The sequence below is a fragment of the Microbacterium allomyrinae genome, from assembly GCF_020682705.1.
Classification (GTDB): domain Bacteria; phylum Actinomycetota; class Actinomycetes; order Actinomycetales; family Microbacteriaceae; genus Microbacterium; species Microbacterium allomyrinae.
Genome location: NZ_JAGTTN010000008.1, coordinates 90,085 through 110,516, shown reverse-complemented (window position 1 = coordinate 110,516; position 20,432 = coordinate 90,085). Strand labels below are relative to the sequence as shown.

Below are 20,432 nucleotides of genomic sequence, written 5' to 3'. Positions count from 1 at the left end.
CCGCGCACGAAAGAGGGACGGATGCCGCGGCATCCGTCCCTCTTCGTCGTACGTCAGCTGCGCTGAGCGCCCAGCGCGTCGATGATCTCGTTGAAGGTCGCAGAGGGCCGCATCACGGCGGTGACGAGCGCCGGGTCTGGACGGTAGTACCCGCCGACGTCGACGGTTTCGCCCTGCACGGCGCTCAGCTCGGCGACGATCTTCTCCTCGTTCGCCGCGAGCGCCTCGGCGATCGGCGCGAACGCCGCCGCCAGCTCGGGGTCGGTCGTCTGCCCGGCCAGCTCCTGCGCCCAGTACAGCGCGAGATAGAAGTGGCTGCCGCGGTTGTCGATGGTGCCGAGAGCGCGTCCGGGCGACTTGTCGTTCTCGAGGAACGTACCGGTCGCGGCGTCCAGCGTGTCGGCGAGGACCTTGGCCTTGGCGTTGCCGGTGTACTCCGAGAGGTGCTCCAGCGACGCTGCCAGCGCGAAGAACTCGCCGAGCGAGTCCCAGCGCAGGTAGTCCTCTTCGAGCAGCTGCTGCACGTGCTTCGGGGCCGAGCCGCCGGCCCCGGTCTCGAAGAGACCGCCGCCTGCCAGCAGCGGCACGATGGAGAGCATCTTGGCGCTCGTGCCGACCTCGAGGATCGGGAACAGATCGGTGAGGTAGTCGCGCAGCACGTTGCCGGTCACCGAGATGGTGTCCAGACCATGGCGCATGCGGGCCAGCGTGTACCGGGTCGCCTCTTCGGGGGCCAGGATCGAGATCTGGATCCCCTTCGTGTCGAGCAGTGCCAGCGCCTGGTGCACCTTCGCGATCAGCTGCGCATCGTGCGAGCGGTTCACATCGAGCCAGAACACCGCGGGCGAGCCGGTCGCCCGGGCGCGGCCGACGGCGAGACGCACCCAGTCGACGACAGCGATGTGCTTGGTCTGCGTCGCCCGCCAGATGTCTCCGGTGTCGACGGTGTGCTCGATGAGCACCTCGCCCTCGGAGTCGACGATCTGCACCACACCGGGGGCGTCGATCTCGAACGTCTTGTCATGGCTGCCGTACTCCTCGGCGGCCTGCGCCATGAGCCCGACGTTGGGAACGGTGCCGATCGTGGCAGGGTCCAGCGGACCGTTGGCGATGACGTCGTCGATCACGGCCTGGTAGACGCCTGCATAGGACGAGTCCGGGATGACCGCGAGCGTGTCGTCTTCGCCGCCGTCGACGCCCCACAGCTTTCCGCCGTTGCGCACGAGAGCGGGCATCGACGCGTCGACGATGACGTCGGACGGCACGTGGAGGTTCGTGATGCCCTTGTCGGAATTGACGTACGACAGACGCGGCCCGTTGGCGAGGTCGGCCGCGATGGCCGCGGCGATCTCGTCGCCGCCTTCGACCGAACCGAGACCCGCGAGGATCGAGCCGAGTCCGTTGTTCGGGGTGAGTCCGGCCGCCGCGATCCTGTCGCCGTAGCGGGCGAAGACATCGGCGAGGTAGACCTTCACGACGTGGCCGAAGATGATCGGGTCGCTGACCTTCATCATGGTCGCCTTGAGGTGCACCGAGTAGAGCACGTCGTCGGCCTCGGCCGTCGCGAGCGTCTCGGAGAGGAAGGCGTCCAGCGCGGCCGCCGAGAGGAACGTCGCGTCGATGACCTCGCGCGGCAGGACCTTCAGGTTGTCCTTGAGGACCGTGGCGGTGCCGTCCTCGCCGATGTGGCGGATGGTCAGCACGTCGTCATGGGCGGCGACCCACGACTTCTCGTTGCTCTTGAAGTCGTCGTGGCCCATCGTGGCGACACGGGTCTTCGAACCGTCGGCGAACGCCTTGTTGCGGTGCGGGTGCTTGCGCGCGTAGTTCTTCACCGACAGCGGCGCGCGGCGGTCGCTGTTGCCCTCGCGCAGCACGGGATTGACGGCGGACCCCTTGATGCGGTCGTAGCGCGCACGCACATCCTTCTCACCCAGCGACTGCGGGTCGTCGGGGTAGTCGGGGATGTCGTAGCCCTGCGCCTGCAGCTCGGCGATCGCGCCCTTGAGCTGCGGGATCGACGCCGAGATGTTCGGCAGCTTGATGATGTTCGCCTCGGGGAGGGTGGCGAGGCCGCCGAGCTCGGCGAGCGAGTCGCCGACCTGCTGCTCAGGCGTCAGGTTCTGGGGGAACGCCGCCAGGATGCGGCCGGCGAGCGAGATGTCACGCGTCTCGACTTCCACCCCCGCCTGACTGGTGACGGCCTGCACGATCGGCAGAAACGAGGCGGTCGCGAGTGCCGGAGCCTCGTCGGTGTAGGTGTAGATGATGGAGGAGTCGGTCACCTGAAAGTCCTTCGTACGGGTCGTGGCTCAGCCTATCGCACGGGTCAAAGTATCTCGATGTCGAGATATCCGCATCGATGAGCACGGTGGAGATCCGTGACATCGACGATGCCGGATCCTCGCCATCCGGGTTAGCCTGTGCGTATGGGTGACCTGCGACTCGTCGAACTGTCCGCGTCCACGATCGTGGCGGTCAACAACCTCTCACTCAAGCCGGGCCAGGAGCAGTTCCTCGCTCCCGTCAGCTACGGCATCGCCGCGACGGTGGTGAATCCTCAGACCACGTGGCAGCGGGTCGTGCTAGACGGCGACGAGGTCGTGGCGTTCGTCAGCGCGAACTTCGACCCCGAGGAGTCCGAGGAGCACTTCCGCTCCGTCCTCTGGCGCATCAACGTCGACGCCGACGACCAGGGTCGTGGCGTCGGCCGGTTCGCCGTCGCCGGGCTCATCGAAGAGGCCCGCGCGCGCGGGATGGACCACGTCGACGTCATCTACGAGGCGGGCTCGGACGGGCCCGAGGCCTTCTTCCAGCGCGTGGGCTTCACTCCGGTCGGCGAGACCGAGTACGGTGAAGTCATCGCGGAGATCCGTCTCTGACACGAGGCGCGTATGCAACCCGAATCGCCTCCGCGATTCGCCCTACCATGGTCCCCGAAACCGGCGGCGGGGCCTCGAATACCCCTCCCCCATCGAGGCTCCGTCGCCTTCACGATCCACTCGCTCGAGACGCTAGGTTTGAGCGCGTGCCGAGATTCGACCTCCCTCTCACCGAGCTGCAGCAGTTCTCCCCCGACATCCGCGAACCCGCAGATTTCGACGCATTCTGGGGCGCCACCATCGCCGAGGCGAGGGGGTGGGATGCCGCACCCCGCATCGTGCGCGTCGACACGCCGTTCACTCTGGTCGACGTCTTCGACGTGACCTTCCCCGGGTTCGCCGGAGATCCCGTGAAGGCATGGCTCACGGTCCCCGCCGGCGCGACCGGCTCCCTGCCGGCGATCGTCGAGTACCAGGGCTACGGCGGCGGCCGAGGGCTCCCGGGCGATCGCCTCGGCTGGGCCGCGGCCGGCTACGCCCATCTGTCCATGGACACGCGCGGCCAGGGCTCGATGTGGGGCTCCGGCGGCGAGACCCCTGATCCGCACGGCGCGGGCCCTGCGGCCTCGGGCTTCCTGACACGCGGCATCGACGATCCCGCAGGCTACTACTACCGGCGCGTCTTCACCGACGCGGTCCGTGCCGTCGACGCCGCGCGCAGCCTCCCCCAGATCGATGCCGACCGCGTCTCGGTGACGGGCACGAGCCAGGGCGGCGGCATCGCCATCGCGGCCGCGGCGCTCAGCGCCGGGCTCGTCGCGGTGATGCCCGACGTGCCGTTCCTCTGCCATTTCGAGCGTGCGGTCGGCTTCACCGATGCCGACCCGTACCAGGAGGTCGTCCGCTACCTGTCGGTGCACCGCGGAGCGGACGAGCGGGTGTTCGAGACGCTGTCGTACTTCGACGGCGCCAACATGGCCAAGCGGGCCGATGCCGCGGCACTGTACTCCGTCGCGCTCATGGATACGGTCTGCCCGCCGTCGACGGTCTTCGCCGCGTACAACCGCCATCCCGCGGCGAAGCAGATCGAGGTGTACACCCACAACGGCCACGAGGGCGGCCAGGCATACCAGTGGGACGCACAGGCGCGATTCCTCGCGCCACTGGTCTAGGCGCACGCCCCGCGAGAACAAGTGGCACGCCGACCGCGTGAACTGCGGATGCCCCGGCCCCGGGATCGGGGACGGGGCATCCGGCGCTTCACGACGCTCGGCGGCCGCGGTCAGACGAGTGATTCGCGCCAGGCGGCGTGGAGCCGTGCGAACCGGCCGTCACCGCTGATGAGCGTCGCGGGGGCGTCGTCCTCGATGATGCGGCCGCGCTCCATGACGAGCACGCGGTCGGCGATCGCCACCGTCGACAGACGGTGCGCGATGATGATCGCGGTGCGGTCGGCGAGCAGCGTCTGCAGCGCATCCTGGATCTGACGCTCGCTCGGGATGTCGAGCGATGCCGTCGCCTCGTCGAGGATCAGCACGGCAGGGTCGGCGAGGAACGCCCGCGCGAACGAGATCAGCTGGCGCTGTCCGGCCGACACGCGGCCGCCGCGCTTGTTGACGTCGGTGGCGTAGCCGTCGGACAGTCGCTCGATGAAGGCATCCGCCCCCACCGCGCGAGCGGCCGACTTGATCTCGTCGAGCGTCGCGTCGGGCTTTCCCAGCGCGATGTTGTCGGCGACCGTACCGCTGAACAGGTAGGCCTCCTGCGTGACCATGACGATCGCGCGGCGGAGGTCCTTCGGGTGCAGCGACCGCAGGTCGACCCCGTCCAGTGTGACCGTGCCGCGCGTCGGGTCGTAGAACCGCGAGACGAGCTTGGCGAGCGTGGACTTGCCGGCACCGGTGGTGCCCACCAGCGCGATCGTCTGACCGGCCGGGATGTCGAGTGAGAAGTCCGGCAGGATGACGCGATCCTCGGCATACCCGAACAGCACGTCGTCGAAGCGGATGTGCCCCTTCGCGGCCCACAGGTCCACGGGCTTCTTCGGGTCTGGAACCGTCGGCTCCTCCTCGAGCACGCCCGAGACCTTCTCGAGCGCCGCCGTCGCGGACTGGTACGAGTTCAGGAAGAACGCGACCTCCTGCAGCGGCGAGAAGAAGTTGCGGACGTACAGGACCGCGGCCAGCAGAGTGCCGATCAGGATCGACCCGTCCACCACCCGGATGGCGCCCCACAGGAGCACCACCGAGACTGTCACCGCAGAGATCGCGATGAGCCCCGGCTCGAACGTGCCGAACAGCCGGATGGAGCGCATGTTGACGTCGCGGTAGTCCAGGGCCACAGCGCCGAAATCCTCGTCGTTGCGGGGCTCCTTGCGGAACGCCTTCACGGCGCGGATGCCGGTCATGGTCTCGACGAATTTGACGATCACCTTCGCGCTGATCACCCGCGACTCGCGATAGACCACCTGCGAGCGCGTGTAGAACCAGCGCATCAGCAGGAACAGCGGCAGCCCCATCACGATGAGGATCACGCCGGACTGCCAGTCGACGATCAGCAGCATGATCAGCGTGAAGGCGCCGAACAGGATGCCCGACACCAGTTCGTTGAGACCGCCGTCGAGGAGCTCGCGGATCGTGTCGAGGTCGCTCGTCTGGCGCGAGATGATGCGGCCCGACGTGTACGACTCGTGGAACTCGAGGCTCAGCCGCTGCGTGTGCAGGAAGATGCGCTTGCGCAGGTCCAGCATGATCGCCTGGGTGAGGCGCGCAGCGACCACGACGTACCACCCGATCAGCGCGGCACCACCCATCGCGGTGAGGAGGTAGACGAGCACGACGCCGATGGTCGGCAGCCAGTTCATCTGGTCGACGGCGGCAGGCAGGGCGGTGTTCAGGCCGTACGCGATCAGCGCAGGGCCGGCGACGCGCAGCGCCGTCGACACGACCAGCACGATCCCGGCGAGGATGAGTTCTTTGCGAACGGGTGCCATGAGCGAGCCGAGGAGGCGCAGCGAGCGCCCCCGGACCGCCTTGCTCTCGTCGCGTGTGTAGTCGGAGCGGTCTTCGCCGCTGGTTCCGGTGACGGTCGCGGTGCTCACAGGGTCACCTCCAGGTCCTGATCCTGCTGACGGGCCCGCAGACGGGCTTCTTCGACCTCGAGACTCGAGATCACGTGCCGGTAGTGCTCGCTCTCGCGGAGCAGATCGGAGTGCCGGCCGACCGCCGTGATGCGCCCCGCCTCCAGGAGCGCCACCCGGTCTGCGAGCATGACCGTTGACGGGCGGTGCGCGACCACGAGAGCCGTCGTGGCGTGCAGCACTTCGCGGAGGGCATCCTCCACGAGCGCCTCGGTGTCGACGTCGAGCGCTGACAACGGGTCGTCGAGCACGAGCACCGCCGGACGCGCGGCGACGGCGCGCGCGAGCGCGAGGCGCTGGCGCTGGCCTCCCGAGAGCGAGAGCCCCTCTTCGCCGATGATCGTGTCGACGCCGTCGGGCAGATCTTCGACGAACCCGGCCTGTGCGACGCCGAGCGCTTCGCGCAGCACCGCTTCAGCCTCGGGGCTTCCCGGCTCGAGGTCCTCCCGGCCCAGCAGCACGTTGTCGCGCACGCTCTGCGAGAACAGCGTGGCGTCCTCGAACGCCATGCCGATGTGCGTGCGCAGCTCCGCCAGGGTGAGCTCGCGCACGTCGACGCCGTCGAGGGTCACGCGGCCGCCGGTCACGTCGTACAGGCGCGACGGGAGCGTCGTGAGCGTCGTCTTGCCCGAACCGGTGAGGCCGACCAGAGCCATGGTCTCGCCGGGCTCCAGCACCAGGTCGATGCCGTCGAGCAGGTCGCGTTCGCGGGTCGCGGCATCCTGATAGCGGAAGTGCACCCCCTCGAACACGAGCGCGCCGCGCGGGCTCTCGATCGACGTCGGCTCCTCGGGGTCGACGATGGTGTTCTCCTCGTCGAAGACCTCGAAGATGCGGTCCGTCGCGGTGCGGGCGTCGAGCAGGAACGAGAACAGGAATCCGATCGACTCCATCGGCCAGCGCAGCACCGTCGCCATCGCGAAGAACGCGATGAGCTCGGACGGCTGCAGCTGCCCGAGCGCTGTCAGATAGATGCCGGCGCCCAGGCACAGCGCGAAGGCGATGTCGGGCAGCAGCACCAGCCAGAACCAGATCCAGCCGACCGCGCGGGCCTTGCTGAGCTCGGTCTCGCGCAGCGTCTCGGCCTGCCTCGTGAACTTCTGGAGGGCGTGCTTTCCGCGCCCGAACGCCTTGAGGACACGGATGCCGTGCACGCTCTCTTCGACGGATGTCGCGAGGTCGCCCGCCTGGTCCTGCGACTGGCGGGCGAGCGTGCCGTACGTCTTCTCGAACCGGTACCCGGCGTACCAGAGCGGGGCCGAGGTGACGAGGAAGATCGTGCCGAGCAGCCAGTGCCAGCGGAACAGCAGCAGCGATCCGATCGCGATGGTGATGACGTTGACGACGAGCAGCACGACGCCGAACGCCATCCAGCGGCGGAGCATGCTGATGTCCTGCATCATCCGGCTGAGCAGCTGTCCGGACTGCCACCGATCGTGGAACGACACCGGCAGGCGCTGTAGGCGCGAGTAGAACGTCTGACGGATCTCGTACTCGACCATGGTCGCGGGCCCGAGCACGAACCAGCGACGCAGCCACACCATGGCGGCTTCGGCCAGCCCCAGTACGAGGATCACGGCCGCGCCCCACGCGATCTGCCCGAAGTCGCCCGAGGCGATCGGGCCCTCGACGATGACCTCGAGGACGAGCGGGATCGACAGGGCGAGCAGGCTCGCGACGAGCGCGCTGACCGCGCCCAGGATGAGTCGGGGCAGGACGGGCTTGGCGAACGGCAGGAGCCGCGCGAGGGATTTGAGGGTGGACTTCTCGGACCGTGGCGACAGCTCTGGGGGCTGCGGAATGGCGGTGGTTGTCATGATCCTTGTGGGGATGGTGTGGCGGATGACCCGGGATCGGGGTCGTGTTTCGACAGGCTCGACAACCGGGTTGTCGGGCGCGGCGGAGCGCTCCCGAGGAGGGAACGCTCCGAATGACGGCGATATGCCGAATCCGGCCGAAGCCGGGACCTGCGGACGAGCGACTACCCCTGAATACGAGGCCGGGTCGACCCGGCGAACCCGAGGACGAAGGCGGTCTTCGCGACGATGGCGGCCTGATGCATGGCGTCCTCCTTGGGCTCGGTGAGTAGCTGGGGCGCCTCCGAAGTGGCGACGCGACAGCCCTCTAGGCTATACCTGAGGATTCGCTGAAAGCAACAAGCGCTTTCCGGTCCCCCGGAAGACCTCCCGCGCGGATCGGCGACCGCCGGTGGGTCAGCCGATCAGCGCCGGCACCCCGGCCTCGCGCTCGAGCAGACTGCGCTTGACCTCGAGACCCCACGCGAACCCGCCGAGCGCTCCCCCGGTGCGCAGCACCCGATGGCACGGGACGAAGAGCGCGGGAGCATTGCGGGCGCAGATGGATGCCGCGGCCCGCACCGCGTTCGGCGATCCGAGCAGGATCGCGAACTCCGCGTAGGTCAGGGGATGCCCCGGCTCGATGCGGCGGAGGGCCTCCCACCCGGCCCGCTGCATCTCGGTGCCGCGCTGCGCCACCCGGACGTCGTCGATCGCGGACAATTCGCCCTCGTAGTACGCGGCGACGGCGGCGGCGGCATCCGTCTGCGGCGCGTTCGTGTCGAAGGCGGTCACGGTCGACGGCCGATCCGCCGTCCGCAGCCGCTCGAGGATGCGTCCGGCATCCGCGGTCCAGCCCGACGCGAGCACATGCCCGGCCTCGTCGGCGAGGAGGGTGAATCCGCCGTCGGGAGTGGCGATGGTCTGGATCGTCGCGGTGGTCATGGCGTTCCTCCTGGGTTCGGGCGGGAGCTTGTGCGGAGTGCGGGTCGCTTCGACGGGACCGCGCGCCACAGGTGTGCGGTGAGGTAGCTGCGCCACGGCGCTGTGCGCGCAGCCCAGTCGGTGAGAGGACGCGGCTCAGACGGAAGGCGGGACGCTGCCGCACCGGCGCGCACCGCCACGTCGCCCGGCAGGAAGACATCCGGGTCACCGAGCACGCGCATCCGGACGTAGTCGGCCGTCCACGGACCGATGCCGGGCATGGCCAGCAGCGCCGCGCGCTGCTCGGCCGCATCGTCACCGGGCGTCAGAGTGAGCGACCCGTCGGCGAGCGCCGCCGCTGCTCCGGTGATGGCGCGGATGCGCGCGGCCGGACCGCGCAGCACTTCGTGCCCGTGCTCGGCGATCGCCGGCATCGTCGGGAAGAGCGTCAACGGGACGGATGGCCCGCCCTCGGGCCCCCGAGCACCCTCGAGCACGTCGACCTCGTCGCCGAGCGCCGCGGTCAGCCCCGTGAGCGCCGTGCGCGCAGCGACCACGGTGATCTGCTGCCCGACCATCGCGCGGATGAGCATCTCGTGCGGGTCGGCAGCCCCCGGCACGCGAATGCCCGGGAGCCCGGCGATCAGCGATGAGAGCTGCGGATGCCGCGACAGCGCCTCGTCGATCGCGATCGGATCGGCGTCGAGGTCGAAGAGCCGGCGCGCGCGCGTCACGAGGGTCGAGAGGTCGGCGAGGTGCGTGAGCCGTGCACGCAGCCGCACACGGCCGGTCTCGTCGAGTCTCAGCTCGAACCACGCCGGTCCGTGGGGCAGCCGCAGGGTGCGCGCGAACGTGGTCGCCGTCGCGGTCTCGGCCCCGCTGATCGCGCGGGCCGACATCCACGCGAACAGCCCGTCCGCATCGAGGGCGCCGCGATGCGGCAGCACGAGATCGATCGCGGCGGCCGGCCCCTGTGCAGCCACGAGCCCTCTCGCACCCGCGCCCTGAGTCCCGTCGGGCACGGCAGTCCCGCCCGGGCCGCGCACCGGTCGAGGGATCCGACGCGTGGCGCGCAGCTCGAGAGGCGGCATGCCGAACACCTCCCGCACCGTGTCGTTGAACTGACGCACGCTCGAGAATCCCGAGGAGAAGGCCACATCTGCGGCAGGCAGGTCGGTGCCGACCAGCAGCATTCGCGCCGTCTGGGCGCGGTGCGCCCGGCTGAGGGCGAGTGGCCCCGCGCCGAGCTCGACCGTGAGCAGCCGCGTGAGATGGCGTGGCGAGTAGCCGAGGCGCCGCGCCAGCCCGGGAACTCCCTCGCGCTCGACGACGCCGTCCGCGATCAGCCGCATCGCACGGCCCGCCGTGTCGCCGCGGAGGTTCCACTGCGGCGAGCCCGGCGCGGCCTCCGGCAGGCACCGCTTGCACGCGCGGTAGCCCGCCTCGTGCGCCGCCGCGCTGGTCGGATAGAACGTGACGTTCGACGGCTTCGGTGTGCGTGCAGGACAGCTCGGACGGCAGTAGATGCCTGTCGAGCGCACCGCCGTGACGAATTGACCGTCGAAGCGGGTATCGCGCGAGTCGATCGCGCGGTACCGCTCATCGAACGTCATGGCCAGGCTCATGCCTCTAGCCTGTCACGGGCCGCCGACATGCACTCGCGGAAATCGGACACCGTGGTGACGGCATCCCGAAGGCGCCCGTCAGTGGAAGAAGTGGCGCTCTCCGGTGAAGAACATCGTGACATTCGCCGCGCGAGCAGCCTCGATCACCTCGGCGTCGCGCACCGAGCCGCCGGGCTGGATGATCGTGGTGATGCCGGCATCGATCAGCACCTGCGGGCCGTCGGCGAAAGGGAAGAACGCGTCGGATGCCGCGACCGACCCCGCGGCACGATCACCGGCGCGCTCGACCGCGAGCCTGCACGAGTCCACGCGGTTGACCTGCCCCATGCCGATGCCGACCGTGGCGGAGCCCTTGGCGAGGACGATGGCGTTCGACTTCACCGCGCGGCACGACTTCCACGCGAAGATGAGATTCTGCATCTCGTCGGCGGCGGGCTGCTCGCCCGAGACGAGCTGCCAGTCCTTCGCGACCGACTCGATGTCGTCGGGGAAACGGTCGGCATCCTGCAGCAGCAGCCCGCCCGAGACGAGGCGCACGTCCATGCGCTCCTGCTGCCAGTCGACGGGCAGACGCAGCACGCGGAGGTTCTTCTTGAGCTTGAAGACCTCGAGCGCCTCGGGCTCGAAGTCGGGGGCGACGATGACCTCGGTGAAGATGTCGCGGAGGTTCTCGGCCATCTTGAGCGTGACGGTACGATTCGCGGCGATCACGCCGCCGAATGCCGACACCGGGTCGCACTCGTGCGCGCGCAGGTGAGCGCTCGCGATCGGGTCGAGGGCGCTGGGGGCTGCGACCGCGATGCCGCACGGATTCGCGTGCTTGATGATGGCGACCGCGGGCTTGATCATGTCGAAAGCGGCGCGGAGGGCGGCATCGGCGTCGACGTAGTTGTTGTACGACATCTCTTTGCCCTGCAGCTGTGCGGCCTGGGCGATGCCGTGCCCGCCGGTGCGCGTGTAGATCGCGGCGCGCTGGTGCGAGTTCTCGCCGTAGCGCAGCGTCGCCAGGCGCTCGGCCTTGATCGTGAGGTGCGCGGGCAGGTCCTTCGCCGTGAGCGTGCCCTCGGCGAACCAGGTCGCGACCGCACGGTCGTACTCCGCGGTGTGGGCGAAGGCGCGGGCGGCGAGCTCGCGGCGCTGCACCAGGCTCGTGCCGCCGGCACGGACGGATTCGATCACGGACGCATAGGACTCGGGCGAGACCACGATCGCGACGTTCGCGTAGTTCTTCGCCGACGCGCGCACCATCGCGGGCCCGCCGATGTCGATCTGCTCGACGACATCGTCGCCCTGGGCGCCCGAGCGCACGGTCTCGACGAACGGGTACAGGTTCACCACGACGAGCTCGAAGGACTCGATGCCCAGCTGTGCCAGCTGCTGCTCGTGGTCTTCCAGCCGCAGATCGGCCAGCAGACCGGCGTGCACGCTCGGGTGCAGGGTCTTGACGCGTCCGTCGAGGGATTCGGGGAATCCGGTGATCGCCGAGACGTCGGTGACGGCGTAGCCCGCGTCGCGCAGCAACGTCGCGGAGCCGCCGGTCGAGACGATCTCGACCCCGGCATCGGCGAGCGCGGTCGCGAGGCTCAGCAGATCGGTCTTGTCGCTCACCGAGACGAGCGCCCGGCGGACGGGGACGACGTCGCGGTCGCGGTACAGGGCGGGGTCGTGGCGCGGTCCGGCCATGGCGGAACTCCTCGGGGTGGGGTGGGACGAGTCAGGAGGCGGGCGCCGCGGCGACCGCGGCGAGATCGAGGTCACCGGCCGCGACGCGGCGCACGACATCGATGAGCAGGCGGCGTTCGACGGGCTTGATGCGGTCGTGGAGCGCGTGCTCGTCGTCACCCGGCAGCACGGGGACTCGCTCCTGCGCGAGGATCGGGCCGGTGTCCACGCCGTTGTCGACGATGATCACGCTGGCACCGGTCTGTGCGACTCCGGCCGCGAGCGCGTCGCGCACGCCGTGCGCACCGGGGAACTCGGGCAGATACGCGGGGTGCGTGTTGACGATACGGGGCGCCCATTCGTCGACGAGAGCGGCCGGCAGCAGCCGCATCAGCCCGCTCAGCACGACGAGGTCGGGCTTCCAGACCGCGAGCTGCTCTGCGAGCTCCGCCCCCCAGGCCTCGCGCGTCGCGAACTGCGCGAACGGGACCATGAACGTCGGGATGCCGTACTCCTCGGCGTGCGAGAAGCCCTCGGCTTCGCGATCGGCGCCGACGACGACGATGCGCGCGGGGAACTCGGGGTCGGCAGCCTCGTCGAGCAGGGCTCGCAGATTCGACCCTGTGCCCGAAATGAGGACGGCGACCGTGAGCACGGGCCCAGTCTACCGGGGCGCGTCGCCCTCGCTGTCGCGTGCCCCGGCATCGCGCAGCAGGCGCGCCGGGATCGTCGGGAACTCGAAGGGCTGGGTCTCGGCCGACGAGGGCGCCGAGGGCGCCGTTCCTGCCGCGCGCGGTGCGCGGGGCGTGTCGCCCGCTCCCGCCTCGCCGGACGCCCCGGTGTCGCTGTCGACGTCGTACGCGCCGTCGCCGGCTCCCTGCCACGACGTGTCGACCGGCGCTCCGGCGCCGCCGACACGCCGTGTGCGCCCCGACGCATGCGGCGCCAGCAGCAGGATCGCGGCGCCGACCAGCACTTCGAGGCCCACCGCGAAGGCGACAGGACCGGGTTGGGGACCGACCGTGGCGAGGGCTCCCGGCCCCAGTGAGCCGGAGGCGCACGCGGCCAGCACGGCCGCCGCGGCGGCGGCGACGACGGCGATGCCGGCGGTGACCACGACTCGCGCGGCGATGGGCTCCGCGTGCTCGTGATCCGCGGCAGCGGAGCGGTCAGGCTCGCCGATGCCCGAGCCGACGTGGCCGACGAGGGCCGCGGCATCCGTCGCGCTCACGATCGGCGCGGTCGCGAGCAGTCCCGACAACGCGGCCGTGCGCTCGTCGGCGTCCTCACCGACGACTGACGTGGCGGGCAGCGGGCGCTCGGCAGGCGCGGTCGGGGCGCGAGGGGTCTCGGCATGAGGGCCCACCATGCGGGAACGCGCGATCCAGCCGGCGAGTGCGCCGAGCGCCACCGGAACGAGCGCGAGCAGCAGGAGCCAGGTCGTGGTGGATTCGGGAATCGCGCCGAGCACGGGGATGCCGGGCAGCACGCCCAGCTGAGTACCGGCGGGCGAGACGACACCGCCCTCGCCGACGACGAAGCCCGGACCGGCCGCGAACGACAGACCCCACACCACCAGGGTGGGCAGATAGGCGAGCTGCCCGAGCGTCAGCACGGTGGCTCCGAGCGCGTCCACATTGCCCGCCTGGAACAGGGCGACGATCTGGCCCGCGCTCGCGAGCACCGCGACAGCCGTGACCGCGGCGCCCAGCCCGATGAGCCCGACCACCACGACCGCCCCACCGCGCGCGATGAGCCCGGGAACATGGGCCCAGCCGTCGCGAGCGGCCTCGACCCTGTCGCGCACGCGCGCGATCGCGCCGGCACCGGCCTCGGCCCATTCGGTGATCACCGCGGCCACGAACGCCGGCAGCGCGAAGACCAGGGTCGGCACGAGGATCGCCTGCCACAGCTCGGCGTCGGCCACGAGATTCTGGGAGGTGAAACCCGCGGCCGCGGCGAGAGCGCCGTACACGACGGTCGAGGTGACCACACCGGTCACCCAGGCGTCGGCGCGTGCGGCCCGGATCCCGGAACGGGCCGCGAAGACCGCGGTGAAGGTCGCGAACGCGAGGGGCGCGAGCGAGAGGGTGAACGACGCGACGCTCGGGTCGATGCCGGTCGCGGCGAGATACTCCGCCGGCAGCGTGACGAGCAGGGGGACGAGGTTGCCCAGCTGCCACACCGTCACTCCGGTCGGCCACAGCACGCCCCAGTCGGCGCCGCCGCCCAGACCGAACACCCAGAGCAGGGTCAGCGGGGCAAGGGTCGCCGCGAGGCCGACGGCGACCGCGATGGCGGCGTCGACGGCGGCGAGTAGGGCGACGATGAGGCGATGCATGCGCCATCGACCCTACTTCGCGCGACGAGGGCGCCCGGTGCATCCGCGCGGAGGGCGGCGGCATCCGCTCAGCGAATCCCCAGGAAAGCGCTCGAGCGGCTAACGTTCTTCGTCGGAGGTTCCTTTTCCATGAGCACTGCCCCATCCACCGCTCCCGACACCACCGATATTCCCGAGCCGAAGAACGGCTTCGACCGCTTCTTCGAGATCACCCGACGCGGGTCGAGCGTCGGCACCGAGGTCCGCGGTGGGGTGGTGACCTTCGTCACGATGGCGTACATCGTCATCCTGAATCCGATCATCCTGTCCAGCGGCGTCGATGTCGACGGCAACACTCTCGGATTCGCCCAGGTGGCCGCGACGACCGCGCTGACAGCCGGTCTCATGACCGTGCTGTTCGGCCTCGTGACCCGCCTGCCGTTCGCCTTCGCTGCGGGCCTGGGCATCAACTCGTTCCTCGCGGTATCGGTCGTCGGCCAGGTGACGTGGCCCGAGGCGATGGGGCTGGTCGTGATCAACGGCCTCATCATCGTGCTGCTCGCGGTGACAGGGCTTCGGCGCATGATCTTCGACGCGGTGCCGATCCAGCTGAAGCTCGCGATCACGGTCGGCATCGGCCTGTTCATCGCGTTCATCGGCTTCGTCGACGCGGGCTTCGTGTCGGCGACGGGCGCCGCCTCTCCCCCGGTCGGCCTGGGCGTCGACGGCTCGGTGAGCACGGTCCCGACGCTCGTCTTCGTCTTCACCCTGCTGCTCACGGGCATCCTCGTCGCACGCAAGGTCAAGGGCGGCATCCTCATCGGCCTCGTCACGGGCACCGTGGTCGCCGTGATCGTCGAGGCGATCTGGAACATCGGACCGAAGTTCGACGGCGACACCGTCAATCCGGGCGGGTGGGGGCTGTCGGTGCCCGAGCTGCCGGCGTCGCTCGTGAGCGTTCCCGACCTGTCGCTCGTCGGTCAGATCTCGTTCGGCTCGTTCGAGCGCATCGGGGTACTCGCGGCGCTCATGCTCGTCTTCACGCTCGTCTTCACGAACTTCTTCGACGCGATGGGCACCATGACCGGCCTGTCGAAGGAAGCAGGGCTCGCGAACGAGAAGGGCGACTTCCCCCGCATCACGTCGGCGCTGATCGTCGAAGGCGTCGGCGCCGTCGCCGGCGGATTCACCTCGAGCTCGTCCAACACGGTGTTCATCGAGTCCGGCTCCGGCATCGGCGAGGGCGCCCGTACGGGCTTCGCCAACGTCGTCACCGGCGCGCTGTTCCTCGTGGCGATGTTCTTCACGCCGCTCGTGTCGATCGTGCCCACCGAGGTGGCGGCATCCGCTCTGGTGATCGTGGGCGCGCTGATGATGTCGCAGATCCGGTTCATCGACTTCTCCGACTTCTCGGTGCTGCTGCCGGTGTTCCTCGCCGTCACCGTGATGCCGCTCACGTACTCGATCGCCAACGGCATCGGTGCGGGCTTCATCGCGTGGGTCGTGGTGCGCTCGCTCTCGGGCAAGGCGCGAGAGATCAGCCCGCTGCTCTGGATCGTCGCCGCCGGCTTCGTGCTCTATTTCGCGCGCGGACCGATAGAGACGCTGCTGGGCTGACGAGCCCGCGCCGCGGTGATGGGGGGGGCGCCGGAGCGCCCAGCCCGGCGGCAGCGGGCCGATCAGCGCAGCGGCGTCCAGCCCGGCGGCAGCGGGCCGTCGGCGGCGGCGCGCTCCTCGTCCGCGCGTGCGGACCAGCCCTGCGCGGCATCCGTCGTATCGAACCCGCCTCGAGCGACGCGGAAGCCGACGTCGTCGTGATGCATCCGGGGCGCTCCCCCGCGGCGGGTCGACGCGCGGACGCTCCACGCGTCGTCGGCGAAGCCGCCGCCCCGGAAGACCCGGTAGTCGCCGTACCGCGCCGGGTCGAGCAGGTCCCAGCACCACTCCCACGCGTTGCCGAGCGTGTCGAACAGCCCGTTGAGGTTGGGATGCTTGCCGCCCACGTTCTGCGGCGCCGTCACGCCGTCGGCGCTCGTCCAGGCGATCTCGGCCAGCGGACCGTAGTGCGGGCCGGTGGATCCGGCACGGCAGGCGTGCTCCCATTCGGCCTCGGTCGGCAACCGGAACCCGTCGGAGTCGACGTGCCAGGTGACATCCTCGCCGTCGAATGTGTACGCGGGGTCGAGCCCCTCCCATTCCGACGCCGCGTTGCAGAAGCGGATCGCCCGCAGCCAGCTCACATCGACGGCGGGCCGGTCCGGGTGTGACGCGGACTCTCCCAGCAGCTCCGCGAGCTGAGCCTGGGTGACGGCGTAGACGCCGATCTCGAAGGCCTCGAGCTCGACGCTCCGGCGCACCTTGCGCCGCGCGTCGTGCAGCGTCACGACGCCGGCGTCGATCCGCGCCACCTCGATCTCACTCACCCTCGCCCTCCATCGGATCCCGGAATGCGGTCGAGAGTGCACGAATTGCGCGCTGAGGTCGGCGGATGCCGCGGTTCGTGCACTCTCGACCCTCCCAGGTCGGGATCAGGCGTGCGGCTCGAGCACGAAGATCGCGATCTGGCGGTCGGTCTTCGTCTGATATGTGTCGTAATCGGGCCATACCGCGGTGGCGCGCAGCCACCACTCGGTGCGCTCGTCGCCCTCCAGCTCGCGCGCCGTGTAGTCGCGCTTCTCATCGAGGTCCTGCAGCTCTACGTGGGAATGGCGTCGCATGTTCTCGGCCCACTTGGGCTCGTCGGGCGCGCCGCCCTTGGACGCGACGACCGCGTAGCGGCCCTCGTGCTCGACGCGCATGAGGGCGGTCTTGCGCAGCGCACCGCTCCGAGCGCCGACGGTGGTCAGCACGATGATCGGCACCCCGCGCAAGAGGTTCGCCTGCTCACCGTTGGAGGCCTCGAAGGCCTCCGCCTGCTTGCGGGCCCAATCGGACGTGGACGGCTTGTACTCTCCGGTCAGCGGCATGCTCCCACGATACGACGCCGGGAACCCGCCGAGGCCCGTCTGCGGAGACAGCGCGGGCGCATCCCGAGGCGCAGAACGAAGGGGCGGATGCCTCGGCCTGTGGCCGCGGCATCCGCCCCTGTCGACGTGCGGTGCCTAGAGCGACGCGATGATGCTGCGCATCAGGTCGGCGGTCTCGGACGGGGTCTTTCCGACCTTGACGCCGGCGGCCTCGAGAGCCTCTTTCTTGGCCTGGGCGGTGCCCGCCGAGCCCGACACGATGGCGCCTGCGTGGCCCATGGTCTTGCCCTCGGGTGCGGTGAAGCCCGCGACATAGCCGACGACCGGCTTGGTCACGTTCGCCTTGATGAAGTCGGCCGCGCGCTCCTCGGCGTCGCCGCCGATCTCACCGATCATGACGATCGCCTTGGTCTCGGGATCGGCCTCGAAGGCGGCGAGCGCGTCGATGTGCGTCGTGCCGATGACCGGGTCGCCGCCGATGCCGATGGCGGTCGAGAAGCCGATCTCGCGCAGCTCGTACATCATCTGGTAGGTCAGGGTGCCCGACTTCGACACGAGGCCGATGGGACCCTTGCCGGTGATGTTGGCGGGCGTGATGCCCACCAGCGACTCGCCGGGCGTGATGATGCCGGGGCAGTTCGGTCCGATGATGCGGGTGGTGTTGCCCTTGGACTGCGCGTAGGCCCAGGCCTCGGCGGTGTCGCCCACGGGCACGCCCTCGGTGATCACGACGAGGAGCGGGATCTCGGCGTCGATGGCCTCGACCATGGCGTCCTTCGTGAACGCGGGCGGCACGAACGCGATCGACACGTCGGCACCGGTTGCCGCGATGGCCTCGGCGACGGATGCGAAGACGGGGAGCTCGACGGGCTTGCCGTCGGCGTCGGTGTGCAGCACGGTGGTGCCGGCCTTGCGGGCGTTCACGCCGCCGACGACCTGCGTGCCGGCCTTGAGCATGAGCGCGGTGTGCTTGGTGCCCTCGCCGCCGGTGATGCCCTGGACGATGACCTTGGAGTCCTTGTTGAGGAAAATCGACATGTTCTCAGTCCTTATGCGTTCGCGAGCTCGGCGGCCTTGTCGGCGCCCTCGTCCATCGTCTCGGCCAGCGTCACGAGGGGGTGGTTGGCGTCGCGGAGGATCGCGCGGCCCTCCTCGACCTTGTTGCCGTCCAGACGCACGACCAGCGGCTTGGAGGCGCTCGATCCGAGCTCGGCGAGCGCGCCGACGATGCCCTTGGCGACCGCGTCGCACGCGGTGATGCCGCCGAACACGTTGACGAACACGCTCTTGACCTGGGGGTCGCCGAGGATGACGTCCAGGCCTGCGGCCATGACCTCGGCCGACGCGCCGCCGCCGATGTCGAGGAAGTTGGCGGGCTTGACGCCGCCGTGGTTCTCACCGGCGTATGCCACGACGTCGAGCGTCGACATCACGAGGCCTGCACCGTTGCCGATGACTCCGACCTCGCCGTCGAGCTTGACGTAGTTGAGGTCGTTCTCCTTGGCCTTGGCCTCGAGCGGGTCGGCCGCGTCCTTGTCTTCGAGCAGCGCGTGCCCGGCGTGACGGAAGTCGGCGTTCTCGTCGAGCGAGACCTTGCCGTCGAGGGCGATGATGTCGCCCTCTTCGGTGAGCACGAGAGGGTTGACCTCGACGAGCGTCGCGTCCTCACCCGTGTAGACGGCGTAGAGCTTGACGAAGACGTCGCTCACCTTGTCGACGAGGTCGGCGCTGAAGCCGGCGGCTTCGGCGATCTCGACGGCCTTCTGCTTGTCGATGCCCTGCAGCGGGTCGACCGCGATGCGCGCGAGCGCCTCGGGGCGCTCGACCGCGAGCTCCTCGATCTCCATGCCGCCTTCGACGCTCGCGAGCGACAGGTAGGCGCGGTTCGCGCGGTCCAGCAGCACCGAGAAGTAGTACTCCTTGTCGATGCGCGCGCCCTGCGCGACCATCACGCGCTTGACGATGTGACCCTTGATGTCGAGGCCGAAGATCGCCTTGGCGGCCTCGTATGCCTCATCGGGCGTCTTGGCGACCTTGACGCCGCCGGCCTTGCCTCGGCCGCCGGCCTTGACCTGCGCCTTGACGACGACGACTCCGCCGATCTTCTCGGCTGCGGCCCGCACCTCCTCCGGCGTGTCCGCGACGATGCCGGCGAGAACCGGCACCTCGTACTTCTCGAAAAGGTCACGTGCCTGGTACTCGTACAGATCCACAGTGCATTCCTTCGCAGGTGGCGAATGGGGTGGGTTGACGCCCGAAAAGCGTCTCGACGTCGAGATATCGACCAGTCCCCCAGCCTACTACCGCCGACGGCGCGCTCCGGACCGCAACGACGCGCCAGCGGTTCGGCTGAGGATGCACGCGGCGGGTCGCCGAGCGGATGCCGCGACCTCCGCAGACGCTGCGACTAGGCTCTGATCCGAGATGTCCGACACCGCCTCCGCCCGCGTCACGGGCCCGACCTCCGCACCGCAGGCATCCCCGCGTGCGGCCGTCGTCGCAGCGGCGCTGGAGCTGTTCGCCCGGCAGGGCTTCGATCAGACCTCGGTCGAGCAGATCGCGCAGGCCGCCGGGGTGTCGCGCTCGACGTTCTTCCGTCAGTTCGGCGGTAAGGACGACGTCGTCTTCACCGATCACGAAGAGCTGCTCGATCAGCTGCGCGAGTTCCTGGCGCAGCCGCACGCCGATCCGTGGGTCGCCGTATGCGACGCCTCCCTGTTCGTCTACGCGCATTTCGCCGCCGACCCCGAGCTCGCCCGCCGCCGCTACGCGGTCGTCCGCGGCGTGCCGGCGCTGCGCGAGCGCGAGATCGTCACGGTCTTCCGTTACGAGCGCCTCTTCGACGAGTACCTGCGCGCATCACTGCCCGGGCTCGACCCGCTCGACGCGGTCGGATTCGCCGCCCTGGTGACCGCCATCCACAACCACGTGCTCCGGCGCCTGCTGCGCGGTCCGAAGAAGGTTCCCGCGTCGGTGCTGCGCTCGGCTCTCGACGACGCATTGCGCCGCTTCGGCGTGCATCCCGATGGACAGACATCCCGGGCTGCCTCGGACGACCTCGTCGTCGCGGTGTTCCCCCGCTCCATGCCGACCGCAGAGGTCGCGCGGCGCCTGCAGGAGCGCCTGGACTGACGCCGTGCGGCGCGCGCTGCACGCCCGAAATTCCCCTCTCGCCGGA

The 20,432-nt window shown here is 69.9% G+C and carries 16 protein-coding genes; 4 read left to right on the top strand and 12 right to left on the bottom strand.

From position 1 onward, the window contains the following. Positions 1 to 53: 53 nt before the first annotated feature. On the bottom strand, positions 54 to 2,285 hold the full coding sequence (locus tag KEC57_RS17495; RefSeq protein WP_229385981.1) for an NADP-dependent isocitrate dehydrogenase: 2,232 nt from the start codon (positions 2,283 to 2,285) through the stop codon (positions 54 to 56). A 144-nt stretch (positions 2,286 to 2,429) separates the two neighbouring features. On the opposite strand from KEC57_RS17495, the gene KEC57_RS17490 reads away from it, so the two are divergent. Then, the gene (locus tag KEC57_RS17490) at positions 2,430 to 2,882 is read left to right on the top strand and encodes a GNAT family N-acetyltransferase (RefSeq protein ID WP_229385980.1); all 453 of its coding nucleotides are present in this window, start codon (positions 2,430 to 2,432) and stop codon (positions 2,880 to 2,882) included. 146 nt (positions 2,883 to 3,028) lie between these two features. Next, complete coding sequence (locus KEC57_RS17485) at positions 3,029 to 3,994, top strand: acetylxylan esterase (protein ID WP_229385979.1); 966 nt, start codon at positions 3,029 to 3,031, stop codon at positions 3,992 to 3,994. A gap of 110 nt (positions 3,995 to 4,104) precedes the next feature. On the opposite strand, the gene KEC57_RS17480 is transcribed toward KEC57_RS17485, so the two are convergent. The 7 genes from KEC57_RS17480 to KEC57_RS17450 all read right to left on the bottom strand — a co-directional run bounded on the left by KEC57_RS17480 (position 4,105) and on the right by KEC57_RS17450 (position 14,309). After that, positions 4,105 to 5,922 (bottom strand): ABC transporter ATP-binding protein, encoded by a 1,818-nt coding sequence (locus KEC57_RS17480; protein ID WP_229385978.1) that lies wholly within the window; start codon positions 5,920 to 5,922, stop codon positions 4,105 to 4,107. After that, complete coding sequence (locus KEC57_RS17475) at positions 5,919 to 7,778, bottom strand: ABC transporter ATP-binding protein (RefSeq protein ID WP_229385977.1); 1,860 nt, start codon at positions 7,776 to 7,778, stop codon at positions 5,919 to 5,921. The genes KEC57_RS17480 and KEC57_RS17475 overlap by 4 nt, the downstream gene beginning before the upstream one ends. Before the next feature lie 396 nt (positions 7,779 to 8,174). Beyond that, a complete protein-coding gene (locus KEC57_RS17470) occupies positions 8,175 to 8,702 on the bottom strand; it encodes a methylated-DNA--[protein]-cysteine S-methyltransferase (protein WP_229385976.1) in 528 nt (175 codons plus the stop codon). After that, on the bottom strand, positions 8,699 to 10,306 hold the full coding sequence (locus tag KEC57_RS17465) for an Ada metal-binding domain-containing protein (protein ID WP_229385975.1): 1,608 nt from the start codon (positions 10,304 to 10,306) through the stop codon (positions 8,699 to 8,701). The genes KEC57_RS17470 and KEC57_RS17465 overlap by 4 nt, the downstream gene beginning before the upstream one ends. Positions 10,307 to 10,384: 78 nt before the next feature. After that, the gene (purH, locus tag KEC57_RS17460; RefSeq protein WP_229385974.1) at positions 10,385 to 11,989 is read right to left on the bottom strand and encodes a bifunctional phosphoribosylaminoimidazolecarboxamide formyltransferase/IMP cyclohydrolase; all 1,605 of its coding nucleotides are present in this window, start codon (positions 11,987 to 11,989) and stop codon (positions 10,385 to 10,387) included. A gap of 31 nt (positions 11,990 to 12,020) precedes the next feature. Then, positions 12,021 to 12,623 carry a phosphoribosylglycinamide formyltransferase gene (purN, locus tag KEC57_RS17455; RefSeq protein WP_229385973.1) on the bottom strand — a complete coding sequence of 201 codons (603 nt, stop codon included), beginning with the start codon at positions 12,621 to 12,623 and terminating at the stop codon, positions 12,021 to 12,023. A gap of 9 nt (positions 12,624 to 12,632) precedes the next feature. After that, entirely contained in the window at positions 12,633 to 14,309 is a 1,677-nt protein-coding gene (locus KEC57_RS17450; RefSeq protein WP_229385972.1) for a cell division protein PerM, read from the bottom strand. A gap of 129 nt (positions 14,310 to 14,438) precedes the next feature. On the opposite strand from KEC57_RS17450, the gene KEC57_RS17445 reads away from it, so the two are divergent. Next, on the top strand, positions 14,439 to 15,905 hold the full coding sequence (locus tag KEC57_RS17445; RefSeq protein ID WP_229385971.1) for an NCS2 family permease: 1,467 nt from the start codon (positions 14,439 to 14,441) through the stop codon (positions 15,903 to 15,905). A 62-nt stretch (positions 15,906 to 15,967) separates the two neighbouring features. Here the strand turns inward: KEC57_RS17445 and KEC57_RS17440 are convergent, their stop codons facing one another. The 4 genes from KEC57_RS17440 to sucC all read right to left on the bottom strand — a co-directional run bounded on the left by KEC57_RS17440 (position 15,968) and on the right by sucC (position 19,467). Then, positions 15,968 to 16,711, bottom strand: coding sequence for a formylglycine-generating enzyme family protein (locus KEC57_RS17440; protein ID WP_229385970.1), 744 nt, complete (start codon positions 16,709 to 16,711; stop codon positions 15,968 to 15,970). Between the two features lie 105 nt (positions 16,712 to 16,816). After that, on the bottom strand, positions 16,817 to 17,254 hold the full coding sequence (locus KEC57_RS17435) for a nitroreductase family deazaflavin-dependent oxidoreductase (protein WP_229385969.1): 438 nt from the start codon (positions 17,252 to 17,254) through the stop codon (positions 16,817 to 16,819). 135 nt (positions 17,255 to 17,389) lie between these two features. Then, entirely contained in the window at positions 17,390 to 18,292 is a 903-nt protein-coding gene (gene sucD / locus KEC57_RS17430; RefSeq protein ID WP_229385968.1) for a succinate--CoA ligase subunit alpha, read from the bottom strand. Between the two features lie 11 nt (positions 18,293 to 18,303). Then, complete coding sequence (gene sucC, locus KEC57_RS17425) at positions 18,304 to 19,467, bottom strand: ADP-forming succinate--CoA ligase subunit beta (protein ID WP_229385967.1); 1,164 nt, start codon at positions 19,465 to 19,467, stop codon at positions 18,304 to 18,306. 211 nt (positions 19,468 to 19,678) lie between these two features. On the opposite strand from sucC, the gene KEC57_RS17420 reads away from it, so the two are divergent. Further along, positions 19,679 to 20,386, top strand: a complete 708-nt coding sequence (locus KEC57_RS17420; RefSeq protein WP_229385966.1) for a TetR family transcriptional regulator — start codon at positions 19,679 to 19,681, stop codon at positions 20,384 to 20,386. The last annotated feature ends 46 nt before the right edge of the window (positions 20,387 to 20,432 follow it).